This window comes from Candidatus Cytomitobacter indipagum, from assembly GCF_008189285.1.
In the GTDB taxonomy this organism is placed as follows: Bacteria; Pseudomonadota; Alphaproteobacteria; order CAJXXZ01; family 1604HC; genus Cytomitobacter; species Cytomitobacter indipagum.
This window is the reverse complement of the sequence record NZ_CP043315.1, coordinates 234,070-253,184: the sequence shown is the minus strand read 5'-3', so window position 1 is coordinate 253,184 and position 19,115 is coordinate 234,070. Positions and strand designations below refer to the sequence as shown.

Here is a 19,115-nt window from a genome sequence, read left to right as displayed (position 1 = left end):
AATATGAATATAAATAATCTATTACTATCAGCTATACTTGCATAATCTATGATTGCAACACCAAGCGAACAAATGTGTGGAAAAATTATTCTTCTATTTTAATTCCAAGCTCTTTAAGATGTTTGTTTGAAATCTCACAAGGTGCATTCATCATTAAATCTTGACCTTGTTGATTTAGTGGAAAAGGTATAATTTCTCTAATATTTTCAGTATCAGCTAACAGCATTATCATTCTATCAATTCCTGGCGCAGATCCACCATGTGGAGGAGCTCCATATTTAAATGCGTTAATCATTGCGCCAAACTCTCTATCAACATCTTCTTTTGAATATCCTGCAACTTCAAATGCTTTGTACATAATTTCTGGATCATGATTCCTAATCGCGCCACTGGTTAATTCAATTCCATTGCAAACTAAATCATATTGATAGGCCATAATTTCTCCAGGGTCCTTTTCAAATGCATTCATTTCTCCTTGAGGCATAGAAAATGGATTATGTGAAAAATCCCATTTTCCTTCATTTATTTCATACATAGGATAATCAATAATCCAACAAAATTCGTATTTATCTTTGTTTATCAAATTCATTTCTTCTGCTACTTTTTTCAATACAGGTCCAGCATATTTGGGCAAATTAACTTCATAATCAGCAATAAAAAATGCTCCATCTGCTTTTTCTCTAACAACATTGGAAACTTCATCAGATAATATCTTCGCTAAAGGGCCGCTTTTCCCTTCCCCAACAAGCATATAACCTAAACCAAATGCCCCATGATCCTGAGCAAATTTCTGCATGCTATCAAAGAATTTCCTCGTTTGATTGCTCAAACCTTTCACAGGAAGCATCAAAATTTTACCCCCTCCCTCCACAATAGATTTAAATATTTTTGGACAATTCTCAGCAAACAAATGAGTAATATCATGATAATGAAATGGAATTCTCAAATCAGGCTTATCGCTTCCATATTTTAAAATCGCTTCTTTGTAAGGAATTTTTACAAATGGCTTATTGGAAATCTCCATATCTGATCTAAATTTAGAAAACACAGAAAACATCACATCTTCAATAACTTCAAAAACTTCCTCTTGAGTTGCAAATGCCATTTCCATATCTAGCTGATAAAAAGCCCCAGGAGCTCTATCCGCTCTTGTGTCTTCATCTCTAAAGCAAGGAGCTATTTGATAATACTTGCTAACCCCAGAAACCATCAGCAATTGCTTAAATTGTTGTGGAGCTTGAGGTAAAGCATAAAACTTCCCTGGATTCAATCTACTTGGAACAACATAATCTCTCGCACCTTCAGGGGAACTTGAAGTTAGAATTGGAGTATGAACTTCCATGAATCCTTTTTCTTCCATAATTTCTCTTATTTCCTTGATAACATCTGATCTCAACTTTAATCTATATTGCATCTCATCTCTTCTAAGATCTAAGAATCTGTATTTCAATCTCAATTCTTCCCCTAAATCATCTTGATGCATAGCAAAAGGCAATGTTTGAGCTTTAGATAAAATGGTTATTTTTTTAATATCAATCTCCACCTTTCCTGACTCTAATCCATCATTTATAGAGTCGCTTGGCCTTGCAATAACTTTTCCTTCTAAAGAAATAACACTTTCAACAGACAGCTGATTAATGTTTTCAAAGTTTTCATTTTTTGTATCAATGACACATTGAACAACCCCAGTATGATCTTTCAAATCTATGAAAATCATATTTCCATGATCTCTTTTCTTTCTAATCCATCCTGCTAATTTAACTTCTTTGTCTATATAGTCTGAATTTAAGTCCATGCAATAATTGCTTCTGTATTGTTTTTTTGACATACTGAAAAAATAAGGCTATTTTATGAAAAACTCAACAACTATATTCGTAGCAGGAGGAACTGCTGGTCATGTATTTGCTGCAAATGGCATGGCATACTATGTAAATACGCGCAAAATCATCTTCACAGACAAGCGTGGAGAAAAATACATAGATAAGAATTTATTCGATGAAATACATGTTTTGCCTGTAAAAAATAACATTTTATTTAACATGTATAGCTTCGTGAAAAGTTTTATAAAAAGTTGGAAAGAGCTAAAAAAATATAAAAAGAGTCCTGTTGTAGGATTTGGATCATACGCCTCTCTTCCAACTTGCATAATGGCTTGGGTTATGAAAAATCCTCTTTATTTGTATCAAGCAGATCAATTAATAGGAAAAGCAAATAAATTACTTTCCTATATGGCGAAAAAAATCTTCACAACTTCATATGCAATCCATCATCAAAAAGCAGAGTGCGTAGGATTGATTCCAAGATCAAATATAATCTCCTACCCAATAGAAACTGAAAATGAACTGAAAATCCTAATTATGGGAGGAAGTTTATCAAGCGCATTTTGGAAAGTAGTGATCCCATCAGCTCTTCATAATTTACCAAAAGAAATTTTGCAAAGAATAAGCATACATCAACAAGTTGGTGAGGATAAAAATTATTTTGCAAAATCTTATCAAGAAATTCAATTGAAAAAAGTTGTATTGGAAGAATTTGTAGACACCTCTAAAGCTCTTCCATGGAGCAACTTGGTTATTGCAAGAGCAGGAATGGGAACTATTAGCGATCTAACAGCTTCTATGCGACCAGGGCTATTAATTCCATGGGCAAATGCAAAAGATAATCATCAAAAATACAATGCTCAATGGTGGACTAACAGCGGAGGAGGATGGTGGGCTCCAGAGCATGAATTTACCGCTAGCTATTTAAAAAATTTCATAACTAACTTAATGAATGAAATGGAACAAAAGCAAATAAAAAATGAAAAATTATCAAATTCTTCAAATGCAAATATAAATTCAGAGCTTCAGCAAAAATCAGAAGCGCTTGGAAAATGGATGCCAGTTCATGGAGGATTGTTTGCGGCGAAAATTATATATAACGAAAATCATGCAAATGATAAATAAAATCTTCAATATTACAAAAAATCATGTAAATTAATATAAAAAACTATATAAATTATTAAATTTCTCAATTTTTCAAAATATACATAACCATCAACTTTCTCAATTTAATTAACAATTTAATCAAATTTAAAATAATATAATTCTCAACTTTTCCTTATTTAATAAGATTTCAAAAAACATAAATAAGACATAATAGCAATAAATACTTTATGCATATAATTCATTTCATAATAATATTTAAACTATACATATAAAATAATCTAAAAAATTAATTGATTTTTTCTGCATAAAATACTACAATTTAGTTTGTAGCCCACTTGGTGGAATGGTAGACACAGCAGACTTAAAATCTGCAGACCTATGGTCGTGCTGGTTCAAGTCCGGCAGTGGGTATTTGGACTGCGCCCGTAGCTCAATTGGACAGAGCGTCAGACTACGGATTTGAAGGTTAGGAGTTCGACTCTTCTCGGGCGTGTATAAACTTCAATAAAAATAAATAATCTTAATAACATGAAAATAGAATTAATACAAAATGCAGGAAAGCTTATGAATTCTATAAATGAAAATCATGCAAATTGCATAAAAGAACCTTTATATATTTATATGCCTGTTTAATAGTTGTTTGGAATTGAATTTAAATTTACAAAAATCCTTAGATTTATCATCTATAGGATTGCAACTTAAGCCAATCCATTCTAAACTACTCAATCCTTCAAATGCTCCAGATTCAAGTGAGATGATTTGATTTTTTGATAGATCAAGCTCTGTTAAGCTATTCAATCCTTCAAATGCTACTTTTTCAAGTGAAGTGATTTGATTGCCTGATAGATTAAGCTTTGTCAAACTACTCAATCCTGCAAATGCTCCTTGTTCAAGTAAAGTGATTTTATTATACGATAGATAAAACTCTGTTAAGCTGCTCAATCCTGCAAATGCTCCTGGTTCAATTGAAGTTATTTGATTCAATGATAAATCAAGCTTTGTCAAACTACTCAATCCTTCAAATACTCTTGGTTCAATTGAAGTGATTTGATTCAATGATAAATCAAGCGTTGTCAAACTACCCAATCCTTCAAATGCTCCTGGTTCAATTGAAGCAATTTGATTTCTATATAGATTAAGCTTTGTCAAACTACTCAATCCTGCAAATGCTCTTGTAATTGAAGTGATTTGATTGTCTGATAGACTAAGCTCTGTCAAACTACTTAATCCTACAAATGCCCCTGATTCAAGTGATTTGATTTGATGACATACTAGACCAAGCTCTGTCAAACTACTCAATCCTTCAAATATTCCTGGTTCAAGTGAAGTGATTTGATTGTGTGCTAGGCCAAGCTCTGTCAAACTACTCAATCCCTCAAATATTCCTGGCTTAATTAAAGTGATTTGATTTTCTGATAGATCAAGCCTTGTTAAACTACTCAATCCTGCAAATGCTCCTGGTTCAATTGAAGTGATTTTATTACGCGATAGATCAAGCTCTATCAAGCCATTCAAACTTTTTTCTATTTTATCATCATGCATAGAAATATACTTCATGCCAAAGTATTCTTTTCTCATAAATCTGCCATCATGATCTACGTATTCAAAATTATTAACATCAATGTATTTTGCAAGACAGTATTTCAATGAATCAAATGGATAGCTTAATTTATAATCTTCATTTTCTACATAATATGGATTGCTTGGATCAATTCTATAGAAAAAACCGTTTCCAATTAAGAAAGAGACAATAATATTCATAATGTCTTTATTAATATTATCTTTTAAGTACGATGCTTCTTTACCCTTGCTTTTCGCTTTTAGATCAAACATAAAAGAAATAGCAAACTCTCTATTTCCCGATACAATTTCACGATCCTTATCATTCTCTTCTCTAACTTTTTGATATACTTCTATATCTGCTCTCATTTCATCAAGCATTACTTTATCTGGTGCTGCAATCATAGATTGCATGATTATAGTTGATAGTAATAATTTGTTTATATTCATTATGCATTATATCATAACTTTATTAGGTTGCATGAGAAATATATTGATAAGTGGAATTGTTGTGATTGATTGAATTTATGAATATAAAGATATAGAATTAAAAAGTTACAGCTAGTCTGTAAATATAGTAATAAACATTAAATTTAATAGGTTTAGCGGACTCGGGGGCAGAACCCGACATCTCCACCATATGGGGATGAATTAGGATCGACGTGAATTGAAAGATTTGATTTTTACTCGGTGTTGTGACCGGAATAAACTAAATAATAAATGCAAATAATGTATTTAACCCGCAATCTGCAGCAAACAGTAATGTTAGTTCAGAGCTTGCGTTCGCTTAATTGATTTTAAAATATAAGCAAGTCAAATAAGCATGCGGCTTGTAGAGTGCCGAGCAACAGAAACTCTGCAAATTTTATAAATGATATAAAAATAAAAATTTTACTTTGTTTGTATTTGCTAGTTAAATCATTCATATTATAGACTAACAGAAAAATACTTGTTACATTTATTATGAGGCTTGTGATGCAAAACTACAAAAAAAAGTTACAAGAATATTTGAGGCTGTTTGTTAGAGATATTCTTAGAGATGTTATAAAGCATGGATTGCAGGGAGAGCAACATCTTTACATAGCTTTTTCTACAAAACATCCAAATGTTTCAATACCGGATAGCTTTAAAGAAAAATACCCAAAAACTATGACTATTGTGTTACAAAATGAATTTGAAAATCTAGAAATTTCTAATCAAGGATTTTCTGTGAATTTAACATTTTCAGGAATAAAATATGATATATCTGTTCCATTTAATGCATTGATGTATATTACAGATCCTTCCGATAATTTTTCATTAGAATTCTCTCCGGATTTGAAGGAAATTCCTAATATAGATGAAATTGATGTTAAAGGGAAAATAATATACTTTGATCCTCATTTATACTCAAAATTATAACTGATTAAAAATCCAAAATGATAAATCAATAATACAATTTCTAAAGAATCATATACAAAAATCATATTAAGAAAAGAGATTTCAATTATTCAATAGTTTTTTATGAATTTACAAATAAATATGTTTTATTCACTTAACCAAACTTATATTAATGATTAGAAAAATGAATATGAATGAAAAAGCTACCAGGGTTGTGTGTTTGGTAGCAAATACATATTAATTCCAAATGGTTAAAATTATATTAAATGTACATTGTTTGGAAAATGAATTAGTGCATTGTTTAGGAAATCTGAAAAAAGAATTATATAAAATTCTAAATTTTTTTATTTAAATTTATTTTATTAATTAATTAATTAATTAATTTTCGCGATCCAATAAAGTTATGATATAATACAGCATGAATGTAAATAAATTGTTATTGACATCTATTCTTATGAAATATATAGCAGCAGGATATGATGCATATACTGATAATATGCGGCAGGATATTATAATTTACAACAAAGTTAGAAAAGAAAATAAAGAAGAAATGGAGGAAATGTCTAAAAACAAAAAATACAATAATCTACTTCAGGATTGCATAACAAGAGATCGCATAACAAGAGATAGAGAAATAAATAAAATAATATTCAATAGCATTAGCTCTATAGGAGAAGATATTAAAAAAGTTATTCTTTCTTTCTTAACAACAAAAAACAGAAGTGAAGTTTATAGGATTGATCCAAAAGATCCATATTATAAAAAAATAAAAAATTATGCATTAAATTATCCTTTTGACAAATTCAAATATGAATTTGCAAGATATATAGATGCAGATAAGTTTGAAAATGTTTGCTGTAGCAAAACAAGAGCTGGAGAAGAGTATTTTTATATGCGCTATATTTCCTTGCATGATGATGATACAAATATGCAATTAAATAATTTAAGAGAATTAAATTTAAAGAATAATAAAATGATTGAAATTGAGCCAGGGATATTTGATGGCCTAAATAACTTAAAATGGCTTTATCTTCAAAATGGTCAGTTTACTGATCTTGAAGAAGGAGTGTTTAAAGGGTTAAATAGCCTAACAAGGCTTTATATGCAAAATAGCCAGATTGTTGAACTTAGGCCAAAATTATTTGAGGGATTGAATAGTTTGAAAAAAATTCAATTGGATAATAACATGATAACTTCAATAAATTCAGGAGTATTTGCAGGATTAAGAAATTTAATAAAACTTGATTTATGTAGAAATAAAATTACTTCAATTAATTCAGAGACATTTAAAGGAATTGATTTTCATATTATGAAAAATATAAATTTAAATGACAATCCATTAGACTACAAATCCAAGGAATATTTAGTAAAGCTAAAAGAGGTATATCCAAATATTAATATTGATTTATAAAATTAATTTGTTGATTAATTATTAATGTGCAAAATCATGATATAGTCTAATGTAATTATAAATTAAAATATTTCTATCAATTGTATTTTGCGAGATGCAATCTGTAATTCATGAAAAGCCAAATAGTAGATATGATAAACAAGCAAATTGGCTAATAACAAATAGTGTCGAAAATTATATCGCCTCATTCTTTATAAAAGCAAACAGAAATGAGTTTTATAAACTATCCAATAAATCCATATATAAGAAAGAAAATTGTTGAATTTCAGCCTGAAACATTTATAAGTTAAATACTTGAAAAAGATTTATATATCATATGATATAATTTCTTATATCAGATCGGAAATGTTTAAAAAACCATCTAATTTAGAAGAAATTCATCTTTAAATAAAATGTTTATGCAAACACAAATTGAAGCAAAGTTGCAATTATAAATATGAAACTGTAAAAAGCATATCTAAATCTTAATATTTCTTTACAAAATCACCTCTACTAAATCAACAAACTATATTAACGATAATAGGTTTATTATTTTTTCTAATAATAATGTATTTCTTTATGTCGGACGATATATATTTTGCAGCTTTTTCGCTTTTGCTTATCAAATTTTTTATCTCTTCATCAACAATATCTACGCTAACTTCCAAAACATCTCTTATTTTCCCATTAATATTGATTGGTAATTTAGTTGTATCATCTTGCAGTAGATTTGGATCATATTGAGGCCATTCGATCTGCTCTATGCAATTATGCTCAATATTATTAATTAATTTAATTTCCTGATATAAATGTTCGCTCAAATGAGGGGCAAAAGGGTATAACATTTGCAAAACTTTAACTGAATCATCAAGAGAAAACTTTTCTGCATCATTGTTTAATTTGATTAACGCTGCAATTGAAGTATTGTATCTCATATTTGACATTTCTTCTGTAATAAATTTAATAGTTTGATGCAGTTTAGTTGGATTATCAGTAGATTTTTCTGAATTCTGAATGCATTTTGCTATTTTTGCATGAATTGATCTGTAAAACCTCTCCATTCCTTTGATATTTGATACATCCCATGATCTACTTTGCGTAATTGGCGCCATATACATTACGTGCATTCTAAATATATCAATTCCATATTTATCGCATGCTTTTCGTGGATCCAGTCCATTTTTATATCTTTTGCCCATTTTTCCTGGCTCAATATTTAATTCTTCACCAGTAGAAATTTGAAATGCACTTTTATTTTTCAGCTCTACATCTTCTATATCTATATAAAATCCACGAGAATTGCTATAAGCATCTGCAGTCATCATTCCAGGATTTACAAGCTTGTTGAAAGGCTCTGGGTTTGGCACATGCCCCAAATCAAAAAGAACCATATGCCAGAATCGCGCGTATAATAGATGCAATACTGCATGTTCAGCTCCTCCAACATACATATCTACAGATCCAATATCATTGCATGACCAGTATTTTAATGCTTCTTGGGACGCAATTGAAGAATCATTGTGAGGGTCCATGTATCTTAAATAATACCAGCATGATCCAGCCCAGTTTGGCATTGTATTTAATTCTCGTTTGAAAATTTGCTCATCAGGATTTTTAGGATCTGAATCAGATAAAGTTTTAACACTTCCATCATCCATGACAATTCCTCTAACAGATTTCCATTCTTTAGCCTTTGCAAGTGGAGGCTCTGCATTTTCTTGATTTAAAGCTGGTTTGAAGTCATATTGTTTTGGCAAAGTAATTGGCAAACAACTTTCATGTATTGAATATGCATTTCCTGATTCATCAAAAACAATTGGAAATGGTTCTCCCCAATATCTTTGCCTGCTAAATAACCAATCACGCAATCTATAATTTGTAGTTTTTTTACCAACTTTATTTTCTTCCAAAAATTGAATCACTTGTTTAATTTGATTTTTAACAGACATATCTTCATGAATTTCAAACTGTTGCGGAGCAAATAAAGGGGCTTTATTCTCAAATGCAGATTTAAATTTGCAAGGATTTTCTTTCCATTCATCTAATAATTTACTATCAGATATGCATTCAGATTTATTTTCTTTCAACCATAAATATGGAGCTTTAATTACAGATTTAAATTCAATATTATGCTTTTTTGCAAATTCATAATCTCTTTGATCATGAGCAGGAACTGACATTACGGCCCCAGTTCCATATTCTTGAATTACATAATCTGTTGTCCAAATAGGGATTTCCTTTTGAGTTAAAGGATGAATCGCATAGCCAATTTTTTGCTCTTTATCGGATTTGATCCCAGCTTTTTGCAAGATAGGATGATTATGTGAAATTCCTATAAATGTTACTCCAAAAACTGTCTCTGGACGAGTTGTGAAGATTTCTATTTTTCCATATTTGCTATCAAAATATACTTTAACTCCTTCATTTCTCCCAATCCAATTTTTCTGCATAGTAATAATATTGCTTGGCCAATTTAGCTGATCTAATTGATCATGCAATCTGTCTGCATACTTTGTAATTCTTAGTATCCATTGTTTCATTGGGCGCTTCTCTACAGGGTGATTACCTTGCTCACTTTTCCCATCTTTCACTTCCTCATTAGCAAGAACTGTTCCAAGCATTGGGCACCAATTTACCTCAATATCATCCAAATAAGCTAATCGCATTTCATTAATAAGTTGACTTATTTCTTTTTGGGAATAATTATTAGATTTTTCTATCAATTCCCCATCTTCCACAGAGAATGTTTTTGATTTCAGCTTTTTACGCAACTCTTCTATATTTTCTGCTTTTTTCTCAATATTATTGAAATAACTATTATATAATTTAGTAAATATCCATTGAGTCCATTTGTAATATTTTGGATCAGTTGTAGAAAAAGATTTGTCTGTATCATGACTTAAAGACAAAGCTTCTAACTGTGCTTTCATGTTTTTTATATTGGTTTGAGTTGTAATTTCAGGATGTTGATTTGTCTGTATTGCAAATTGTTCTGCTGGCAATCCAAAAGAGTCAAATCCCATTGCATAAAGCACATTATTTCCTTGCATTCGCTTGAATCTTGCAAAAATATCAGTAGAAATATAACCAATTGTATGCCCTACATGAAGTCCAATTCCACTTGGATATGGGAAAAAATCTAAAATACAATATGATGGCTTAGAAGAAATTTCAGATTTATATAAATTACTTTCTTTCCAAAGCTTCTTAATTGATTGTTCCATTTGATCTATTTGAATTTGATTCATAATATCAAATTATATATTACAAACCCAATACAAACTAGCTTGATGCACATAAATTGCTTAGTATTATTAAGTGTATAGGTTGAATATATTTTTCATACAAAGAGAATTTTTTATTGAATTATGGCATGGTAGTGATTTCACAGGGAAAATGCATGTTAAGACCCCATCAAATAATTTGCTTGAATGCATTGGAATATTATTGAAAAGACATGATTTATCTATGAATGATTTGTCTCATTTCAATTCTATAAGCGGCCCTGGATCATTTTCTAGCATACGCATTGCATATAGCACTTTATCGGCACTTAAAAGAGTATTTTTGCATATTAATTTTTCATCTCATAATATGGAAGATTTGCTTGACAATCCTAAGAATTTACTAATCAGGCTGAATAGAAATATATTTCTTGTTTTTGACAATAAATGGGAAGTAAAATTTCGAAAAGAATTAGATATCGATCAAGAGTATAAGATGATATATGAGAAAGAAATGAATTTGATTGATGATCTTAATGATATGAAAATAGAATTAATACAAAATGCAGGAAAGCTCATGAATTCTATAAATGAAAATCATGCAAATTGCATAAAAGAGCCTTTGTATATTTATATGCCTGTTTGATAGTTGTTTGGAATTTTTTAAATCATTTATTGTTAATTTCAATCTAAAATTTACTTTAAAGCAGATTCTAACTTACAATTTTTATATTTTGATATCTTTCTCTTAGAGCTTCTAAAGGTGAAAAATTGATTTTATTGCGTGATAGATTAAGCTCTGTCAAGCTACTTAATTCTTCAAATGCTCCTGGTTTAATTTCAGTGATTTGATTTTCATATAGAGCAAGGCTTTTCAAACTGCTCAATCCTTCAAATACTCCTTTTTCAATTTCAGTGATTTGATTGTCTGATAGATCAAGGTCTGTCACACTACTCAATCCTGCAAATGCTCCTGGTTCAAGTGAAGTAAGTTTACAGCCTGATAGATTAAGTTTTGTCACACTACTCAATCCTTCAAATACCCCTTGTTCAATTTCAGTGATTTGATTGTCTGATAGATTAAGTTTTATCACACTACTCAATCCTTCAAATAATCCTGGTTTAAGTGAAGTGAATTTATTATGCGATAGATTCAGCTTTATCAAATTGCTTAATCCTGCAAATAATCCTGGTTTCAATGAACTTGATAATGAGGTGCGTGACATGTGAAGCTCTTTCAAATTATTTAGTCCATTAAATGCTCCAAGATCAATTGAACGCAGGCTTCTGCATGATAACCCAAGAGTATTTAAGCTATCCAATCCTTCAAATACTCCTTTTTCAAGTGAAGGAACTATATAACCACTTAGAGTAAGAAGTTGCAAGCACCCTAAGCTCTTTTTCACTTCGTCATCATGCATAGAGACATACTTCATAGAAAAGTATTGCTCCTTTCCTCTAATATGTAATATTCCACTGCTTGCACATTTTTGTATGTTTTCAAATCTAAATTCATTAACATCAATATAGTGTGCAAGATTATATTTCAATGCATCAAATGGATAGCTTAATTTATAATTTTCGTTTTCTACATAATTTGGATTACTTGGATCAATTTTATAGAAAAGGCCATCTCCTGTTAAGAAAGAAATAACATCTTTTGCATTATCTGCATTTATAATATGCTCTTCAGCTTTTGTTATAGCTCCTTTTTCATCTTTTGTTTCTACTTCAACCTGTTTTCTGCTTATATAAAACATAAATGGCATAATATGCCTTCTATTCAATGCTATAGCTTTGTCACATTCATCATTTTCTTTTCTAACTTTTTTATATATTTCTATGTCTGCTCTCATCTCATCAAGCATTGCTTGGTCTGGTGTCGCAACAATAGATTGCACAAACTGATAATAATAGTTTGTTTGTATTCATCTTGTATTATAGCATGCTTATTTTTATTTAACAAAAGTCTATTGTTTAAAATGAGAAACATTATATTTATAGAGCGCTGAACCAATTACTGCTCCATATACATTATTTTTAATGCATTCTTGTTTTAATATATCAGGATTTACTCCTCCATCTATTATGATTTTGACATTTGGAAAAATCTCATTTAATTGCTGTAATTCTAGCTTTTTACTTTCAATAAATTTTTGTCCGCATTTTCCTGGATTTACAGTCATAAATAAAAGATAATTTAAATTATTTACTTTATATAAATCAACTATTTTATTTTTGTAAGAATTTTTACATAAATCAATCTCATCGTGCAAAGAAATCTCTTTTTTGAAATCTGAAACTGCCAAGCCTATTTGTATATTATTACTTTGCAGAATATTTATAATGTTTTGAGGGCTCGATGTTGAATCTGCATGAAAAAAAACCACATCAGGATTGCATGAAATAATTTCGCCTATTAAATCATCGATAAATCCCATTACATGAATATGAATTGACTTGTTTGTGTATTGTTTGAGCATTTTGGTCATATATATTGGGAATCCGAAATTATTTATATATTTTCCATCTATTATATCAACATGCAATCCTGATGAAATGCCATCAAATCTAGAGATCTCATTGCCAATATTAAGATCCTTAAATGCAAATATGGATGGGTATAGCTTCATTTTTCTGTGCTGTTTCTATTATTTTTTTTCAAAGACTTGTCTATTTTATTTTTGTACATTTATTTGCTTTTTCACGCTTTTCTTTATATAAATCTTGAATAGAAAACATTCCAATATTAAAATGATGCCTTACTTTTGTTTGGTAGAAATTTTTTGCCATTCCGCGTAATTTTATTTTCCCATGAAGCGGCATATCTGATATACACAAGAAAGTCGCACAAGGAATTGAAAACCTAAATGCATTTGTTGCTATTGTTGCTGATTCCATATCAATTGCAATTGCTTTTGATTCTATAAAATCATGAACCATTTCACAATCTAATTCCCAATTTCTGTCGGCAGTTGTTATTAGAGAGCCTTTGTATAGCTTTTCTCCATTGATTTTGCATTCTTCAATATGATCTTCTAATTTTTTAACAATTTTCCCACAACTTGGAATTGGAATTTTGTTTGGAACATGCTTGTCAAGAACATAATCATATCTTATGTAATTTTGAGCGATCACATAATCTCCAAGCTTCATTGCATTATGCAATCCAGCACAATGCCCAAGCATAAGCCAAGACTTTGGAGCCAAAACTGCAAGGTGATCTGTGATACTCTTCGAATTACTTGGCCCAACCCCAACATTAACGATAGTTATTCCATCCCCGTTTGCTTTTTTTAAATGATACGCAGGCATTTGAGGAAGTGAAGAATGTTTTTTTGACTTTGAGTACATGTCAGAATTATTTTCATGATTTTCTCCATAATATTCTATATCTGGACCAAGAAGGCATTCATAAATACCTTCATTAACCCATTTTTTCCCATCTTCAACAAAGAAATCTACATACATTTTGTAATTGGCAAAAATTATATTATTTTGAAAATGCTTAGAATGTGACCCGCAGTAATGATGCAATCTGTTCAAGCAATAATCAATGTGCTCAGCATGAAAAAAACCAATTCTTTTTATATTTTTCCCATATTCAATTTCTTGCATTCCTTTTCTGATTCTTGTTATGCAAGGCATAATTATAGATTTTTCTTTATTTACAATATTAAATAAATCTTCACATACGAACGCTAAAGACATTGGATAATAAGATTCTCCAACCAGAAATTCAAATTCTCCATTTTTTATTATTTTGTTAATTTGATCTGTATAGTATCTTTTCAGCATTACAGGATGCGTGATGGTATTTCCATAATAGCAAGACTTTTGATCATTTTTAGATATTATTCCAATGTATGGATAATTAACAGTGCGATTTTCGCAGTCTGCAGACTCAGTTAATAGCTTGGTTTTTTCTTCATATAACTCGATGCAATAACTAAATGCATCAGTGATATTAGTAAATTTTTTAATATTTTTAATTACTTGATCAAAAACAGTTGACATTTAGTAAATCATATCTTGATTTATTGATTTTTACAATTGCAAATCAATTGCAAATCAATTTTTAAAATATTTTTAAAATATTATTAATTATTAATTATTGCAATAATTTTTGCACAAATTTATATTAAATTTAGCATTACTGTCTAATGTAATTATAATTATGGTGTATTTATGAACAAAAAATTATATTGTTTAACGCTTTTATGCTTATTAAAGCTTAACTCTAAAAATGTTGAAAATTCAATATTGCAGAAAATTAAGCCATGCGATGGAATGTTAGAAAATCAAAGCGATGATGTGAAAAAATGGTCTACAGGATTATTAGGTCACAATTTAATTAGGCATAAAAATGGATCTATTTATAATGGATTAGAAAATCTAGAGACAAGTAGTGATGAAATTATAGGGTATCTCATCTCATCAAATAAAAATAACAAACAATATACAGGAATGTATACATATAATTATCTAGAAGGAGCTGTGTATAAAATAAAAGATTCTCATAGTGCCTTGCATGATATGCAAGATGGGGAAATTCATGCAGTTGCTAAAAATGCAATTGACCTTAGCGTAATGGAAAAAGTTTTAATTGATTATAATATTGACTCAGACGAGCAAGATTATTTGAAAGATATAGTATCATTTTTTCAAGTTATGAGAGGCTTGATCTTACAATATGAAATCTTAACTAACCCGAATATATCAATAGATCATGATCAACAATACACTAAGGAGCTGATTTGCTCTCAATCTAAATTAGTTGGAAAATCTGTTCATGATTCTTTAAGCGATATATTAGATTTGTACCATCAAAACAAGCATGCTGACTCAATAAAAGAGGATGTTCATGCTGATATTTCTGCATTGCATCAAACTGTAAATAAATTGAAAGATACAGCAGGAAGCGCTCATACAGATGATTTGACGACTATATTTGGCTATCTTGGACACATTGCATTGAGAGTTGATGCTATTCAAGATGAAGAAATATACACGCAATTGCAAATAAGTTGCAATGAAGTAAAAGAGCTGCTAAATACAGATGATGGGCAAAATATATTAGAAGCAATATTAAATATCTTGCGAGGTCAGGATGCGGGCGATGTATTTTTCAGCAATGTTCAAAGAGGATTGATATCATTTTTTGGAGCGAATAATCCTGCAGACTTCAATAGGATTTTGAATGAAGTTTCAAATGCAGATCCTGAATATCTGAAGGGGCAAGTAAGAAAAATAGATTCTGATATACAATCTTTGTTAGATAATCTAAACACAAAAACTGAAGCTATTAAAGAAAAAATACTTGAAACTGATGTAGAAATAGACAAGGTTAAGCAAAAAACCAATAAACTTCTAAATAAATCAAGAGTAATTGATGGGAAAATAGATGGTATCAACAATGCAATTGGTCAAGTTGATTCGAAAGTTGATGACGTTAGTGCTGCAGTTGGGCAAGTTGATACAAAAGTAGATGGCATCGATACTGTAGTAGGGAAAATTAGACAAAAATCTAACCAAATAATTGCTAAAGCGAATGCTATTGATGGGAAAGTTGATGACGTTAGTGCTGCAGTTGGGCAAGTTGATACAAAAGTAGATACAGTTGGAAACACAGCCGATCAAATTGAAATCAAAGTTGATAGAATTGAAATGAAAGCAAGTGCTATTGATGGGAAAGTTGATGACGTTAGTGCTGCAGTTGGGCAAGTTAGCTCAAAGGTAGATGGAATGAATACACAAATTAGCTCTCAACTTGCAGTTGATTGCAATGATAATATAGGAGAAGCAATATGTCATATTAAAAAAGTAGCAGATCAAATCAAGCTTGAAGCAGAAGAGATTGATCGTCAAATTGATTATCACCTTAATCCGCATAATAGAAAAGATGATGCTTTTTTTCATGCTTTGAATACAGCTCATGGAGATATTAGGAAAATAATAGGCAAGTTAGAGAGATTTGATTACGCTCACATCACAAATGCAATGAAAAATGGTATTGATTTTTCATTTACAGCGTATGTAAAAAGCATGTTGGCAGATTTTGAATCCTCCTCAATAGATACAGAGCATGCATTAAGCATTGTTAATGTTATTCTTGATTTATACTCATGCCCTGTAAGTCAATTAAACGATGATGTTTTAGATTCAATCATGCATATTGCAAGTTATGTTGAGAAGGATTCTTTTGCATCTTTTTCAACACAATATATTGATTATATAAGAGAGAGGCATAAAAATAATCCTATGAATTATCGTGATTTCTTTAGAATTGCCTCCCCTGCCTTGATTAGAGTTTCTGCATTTTCTGAAAGTAATAACACAAAATACATTGTAAATGCAATATATAATTCGTATAGATATATTTGGAATAATTACAATAAAAATCCTTTGAATAACTTGCAACAAAACAATGTTTATTTAGAAAATTTAGATAATAAATATAAGTTGGAGCTTATGCATCATATGATAAATCGATGCATGAGAATTCATGACACTATTCCTCTAAAAGACACTGATATTGATCAAATTGATTTTACAAAAGCAATCATAATAAAATTTGCTGATGAATTGCATGTTAATGATTTAAACAATATTATTCCGTTATTATCTGGCATATCAGAAGTTGATGATTATATTGAAGAAAAATTGGTCGATGCAACTAGTAATGAAAGTGCAGAACTTGGACTTGTAGCATTTAAATGGGTGATTCAGGGTCATAGTAATAATAATTTGCCTGAGTTAGTTGCTCAAAGAATCAATGAATATGCTGCATATGGAAGTGCTTGGCGCCAAAGAATTGTAAATTTCTTTATAAGTGGAAATATAGTAGAATATGACAACGCAACGCAATCTTATATTCCTGGAGAAACTAGTGTTGAAAGCTACATTTCAATTCAAAACAAACAAAATATGCATTTTGCATTGAATTTATTTAATTATAGATATGATGTTAATGAATTAACTTCTAATATTTTGCTTAACATTAATCAATTTATTGTGGATCAATTCTCATCCTATTATTACTACTATACTATTGATCCTGGATTTAAAGATATTGTAGATGAAATGATTGAAATGTCTGAATCTGTCGATCAATTTTCTAGAAATGTAATGAGGAATTTTAAAGATCATAGCAGCGCTTTAAAGCAAACTTTATGGAGATTCGAGTGTGATTCTGATTTAACTAGATTTTCTGATAATGGAAACAATGAGTATATGTATGTATTTTTAAGAAGAACTATTGAGAAAATTGCAATTGCTTTAAATAATGAATTAATCAATGCAAGTGATTATGAGGATGCAATTGCTAATGCGGCAAATTATTTGGATAGTTATTTTGGGAGAATTCTTTGTTACATGAAAAATAGATGCAAAGAATTGCAAAATAGCCCTAGCGCTATTGTAGAAATGTCAAATATTTTACTAAACTATAAGAATTTTTATCGAGAAGGAGTTGATAGAGCAATTGAAAATGCCTCTATTACAAGTTTGGATTTTTATCATATACGCCCTCACTTATCGTATGTAGGAAATAATATAGTTTCATCTTTTAATGGATTAATTAATTCTATAGCAGACAAACAATTGCTTAGAGAGGCATTTAAGTTTATTTCTCCAAAGAGAGAAATTAGCGGCTCCTTAGGAATTTTGACAAAATTTGGAGAATTAGAATCTTTTGCAAAATTTATAAATCAAGAGTATGGAAGAGATGAAATCGATATAAGCGAATGGATAGCTCCTATAATATAAGAATGCAATATAAGAGTATACTTTATGATATATCTAAGCATATTAATCTTTTAAGATAAACAATTTATAAGAAAAATTTAGCAATAAGTATTTATATAAGGAAATATTCTTCTTAGTCTTTCTAAACAATCTTTAGATTTATCATCTAGTGGATTATCTTGAAAATAAATTGTTTGCGCACCACCTAATCCTGCAAATGCTTCTGGTTCAAGTGAAGTGAAGTAATTGAGTGATAGAACAAGCGTGCCCAAATTGCTTAATCCCACAAATGCTTCTAATTCAATCGAAGTGATTTTATTATCTGATAGATCAATATATGTCAAACTATTTAATCCTTCAAACATTCCTGGTTCAGTTGATAATCCTTCAAACATTCCTGGTTCAGTTGATAATCCTTCAAACATTCCTGGCTCAGTTGATAATCCTTCAAACATTCCTGGTTCAATTGAAGTGATGAACGCATTACGCAAATCAAGCTTTTTCAAATCCTTCAAACTTTCTTTTGTTTCTACTGCAACTTGTTTTTTGTTTGCGCAGAACATAAATGGAAGGATGCTTTTTGATTAAATATAATAGCTTGATGATTTGTATCATTCTCTTCTCTAACTTTTTTATATACTTCTATATCTTCCTTCATCATATCAATCATTACTTCATCTGGTGCTGTAACCATAGATTGCATAAGTATATCTGATAGCAATAATTTACTTATATTCATACTGCACTGTGTCATAACTATACTAGATTACAAAATTAATTTATTTTCTATTAATTGTAAGCTAGAATATGCGATGATTTGCATTTATAAATATTGATAAAGCATAAACTCTAAATATGAATGCATACAATGCAATCTAAACTCAATAA

General features: G+C 29.9%; 13 protein-coding genes, 2 tRNA genes and 1 other RNA gene. 8 read left to right on the top strand and 8 right to left on the bottom strand.

Features of this window, described 5'->3' with window-relative positions; translation table 11 throughout:
* Window positions 1-85: 85 nt before the first annotated feature.
* Window positions 86-1,828, bottom strand: coding sequence for an aspartate--tRNA ligase (aspS, locus tag FZC35_RS01040; RefSeq protein ID WP_148980811.1), 1,743 nt, complete (start codon window positions 1,826-1,828; stop codon window positions 86-88).
* Between the two features lie 22 nt (window positions 1,829-1,850).
* Here aspS and FZC35_RS01035 point away from each other — a divergent pair, with 22 nt between their 5' ends.
* The 3 genes from FZC35_RS01035 to FZC35_RS01025 all read left to right on the top strand — a co-directional run bounded on the left by FZC35_RS01035 (window position 1,851) and on the right by FZC35_RS01025 (window position 3,420).
* Entirely contained in the window at window positions 1,851-2,945 is a 1,095-nt protein-coding gene (locus FZC35_RS01035) for a UDP-N-acetylglucosamine--N-acetylmuramyl-(pentapeptide) pyrophosphoryl-undecaprenol N-acetylglucosamine transferase (RefSeq protein ID WP_148980810.1), read from the top strand.
* A 311-nt stretch (window positions 2,946-3,256) separates the two neighbouring features.
* Window positions 3,257-3,338: transfer RNA gene (locus tag FZC35_RS01030), tRNA-Leu, on the top strand.
* Between the two features lie 8 nt (window positions 3,339-3,346).
* Window positions 3,347-3,420 (top strand) — tRNA-Arg (locus FZC35_RS01025).
* 116 nt (window positions 3,421-3,536) lie between these two features.
* On the opposite strand, the gene FZC35_RS01020 is transcribed toward FZC35_RS01025, so the two are convergent.
* The gene (locus FZC35_RS01020; RefSeq protein ID WP_148980809.1) at window positions 3,537-4,937 is read right to left on the bottom strand and encodes a leucine-rich repeat domain-containing protein; all 1,401 of its coding nucleotides are present in this window, start codon (window positions 4,935-4,937) and stop codon (window positions 3,537-3,539) included.
* A gap of 65 nt (window positions 4,938-5,002) precedes the next feature.
* On the opposite strand from FZC35_RS01020, the gene ssrA reads away from it, so the two are divergent.
* The 3 genes from ssrA (at window position 5,003) to FZC35_RS01005 (ending at window position 7,278) form a co-directional block, all read left to right on the top strand.
* Window positions 5,003-5,350, top strand: a transfer-messenger RNA (tmRNA) gene (ssrA, locus tag FZC35_RS01015).
* Window positions 5,351-5,462: 112 nt separating this feature from the next.
* Window positions 5,463-5,888 (top strand): ClpXP protease specificity-enhancing factor SspB, encoded by a 426-nt coding sequence (locus FZC35_RS01010; protein ID WP_246118478.1) that lies wholly within the window; start codon window positions 5,463-5,465, stop codon window positions 5,886-5,888.
* 397 nt (window positions 5,889-6,285) lie between these two features.
* Window positions 6,286-7,278: a leucine-rich repeat domain-containing protein gene (locus tag FZC35_RS01005; protein WP_148980807.1), complete on the top strand. Its 993-nt coding sequence runs from the start codon at window positions 6,286-6,288 to the stop codon at window positions 7,276-7,278.
* A gap of 497 nt (window positions 7,279-7,775) precedes the next feature.
* On the opposite strand, the gene FZC35_RS01000 is transcribed toward FZC35_RS01005, so the two are convergent.
* Window positions 7,776-10,505: a class I tRNA ligase family protein gene (locus FZC35_RS01000; protein ID WP_148980806.1), complete on the bottom strand. Its 2,730-nt coding sequence runs from the start codon at window positions 10,503-10,505 to the stop codon at window positions 7,776-7,778.
* A 79-nt stretch (window positions 10,506-10,584) separates the two neighbouring features.
* Between FZC35_RS01000 and FZC35_RS00995 the strand changes: the two genes are divergently transcribed.
* Window positions 10,585-11,127, top strand: coding sequence for a hypothetical protein (locus tag FZC35_RS00995; protein ID WP_148980805.1), 543 nt, complete (start codon window positions 10,585-10,587; stop codon window positions 11,125-11,127).
* A 67-nt stretch (window positions 11,128-11,194) separates the two neighbouring features.
* On the opposite strand, the gene FZC35_RS00990 is transcribed toward FZC35_RS00995, so the two are convergent.
* The 3 genes from FZC35_RS00990 to FZC35_RS00980 form a co-directional block, all read right to left on the bottom strand.
* A complete protein-coding gene (locus tag FZC35_RS00990; protein WP_148980804.1) occupies window positions 11,195-12,382 on the bottom strand; it encodes a leucine-rich repeat domain-containing protein in 1,188 nt (395 codons plus the stop codon).
* A 69-nt stretch (window positions 12,383-12,451) separates the two neighbouring features.
* The gene (locus FZC35_RS00985; protein ID WP_148980803.1) at window positions 12,452-13,114 is read right to left on the bottom strand and encodes a beta/alpha barrel domain-containing protein; all 663 of its coding nucleotides are present in this window, start codon (window positions 13,112-13,114) and stop codon (window positions 12,452-12,454) included.
* A 40-nt stretch (window positions 13,115-13,154) separates the two neighbouring features.
* A complete protein-coding gene (locus FZC35_RS00980; protein ID WP_148980802.1) occupies window positions 13,155-14,498 on the bottom strand; it encodes an AMP nucleosidase in 1,344 nt (447 codons plus the stop codon).
* A gap of 171 nt (window positions 14,499-14,669) precedes the next feature.
* On the opposite strand from FZC35_RS00980, the gene FZC35_RS00975 reads away from it, so the two are divergent.
* The gene (locus FZC35_RS00975; protein ID WP_148980801.1) at window positions 14,670-18,248 is read left to right on the top strand and encodes a hypothetical protein; all 3,579 of its coding nucleotides are present in this window, start codon (window positions 14,670-14,672) and stop codon (window positions 18,246-18,248) included.
* 77 nt (window positions 18,249-18,325) lie between these two features.
* Here the strand turns inward: FZC35_RS00975 and FZC35_RS00970 are convergent, their stop codons facing one another.
* Complete coding sequence (locus FZC35_RS00970; protein ID WP_148980800.1) at window positions 18,326-18,790, bottom strand: leucine-rich repeat domain-containing protein; 465 nt, start codon at window positions 18,788-18,790, stop codon at window positions 18,326-18,328.
* Window positions 18,757-18,981 (bottom strand): hypothetical protein, encoded by a 225-nt coding sequence (locus FZC35_RS00965; RefSeq protein ID WP_148980799.1) that lies wholly within the window; start codon window positions 18,979-18,981, stop codon window positions 18,757-18,759. The genes FZC35_RS00970 and FZC35_RS00965 overlap by 34 nt, the downstream gene beginning before the upstream one ends.
* Window positions 18,982-19,115 lie beyond the last annotated feature (134 nt).

Excerpts from the sequence above, each read along its gene's own strand:
- aspS (WP_148980811.1), bottom strand. The coding sequence starts at position 1,828 with ATGTCAAAAAAACAATACAGAAGCAATTATTGCATGGACTTAAATTCA.
- FZC35_RS01035 (WP_148980810.1), top strand. The coding sequence starts at position 1,851 with ATGAAAAACTCAACAACTATATTCGTAGCAGGAGGAACTGCTGGTCAT.
- FZC35_RS01020 (WP_148980809.1), bottom strand. The coding sequence starts at position 4,937 with ATGAATATAAACAAATTATTACTATCAACTATAATCATGCAATCTATG.
- FZC35_RS01010 (WP_246118478.1), top strand. The coding sequence starts at position 5,463 with ATGCAAAACTACAAAAAAAAGTTACAAGAATATTTGAGGCTGTTTGTT.
- FZC35_RS01005 (WP_148980807.1), top strand. The coding sequence starts at position 6,286 with ATGAATGTAAATAAATTGTTATTGACATCTATTCTTATGAAATATATA.
- FZC35_RS01000 (WP_148980806.1), bottom strand. The coding sequence starts at position 10,505 with ATGAATCAAATTCAAATAGATCAAATGGAACAATCAATTAAGAAGCTT.
- FZC35_RS00985 (WP_148980803.1), bottom strand. The coding sequence starts at position 13,114 with ATGAAGCTATACCCATCCATATTTGCATTTAAGGATCTTAATATTGGC.
- FZC35_RS00980 (WP_148980802.1), bottom strand. The coding sequence starts at position 14,498 with ATGTCAACTGTTTTTGATCAAGTAATTAAAAATATTAAAAAATTTACT.
- FZC35_RS00975 (WP_148980801.1), top strand. The coding sequence starts at position 14,670 with ATGAACAAAAAATTATATTGTTTAACGCTTTTATGCTTATTAAAGCTT.
- FZC35_RS00970 (WP_148980800.1), bottom strand. The coding sequence starts at position 18,790 with ATGTTCTGCGCAAACAAAAAACAAGTTGCAGTAGAAACAAAAGAAAGT.
- FZC35_RS00965 (WP_148980799.1), bottom strand. The coding sequence starts at position 18,981 with ATGACACAGTGCAGTATGAATATAAGTAAATTATTGCTATCAGATATA.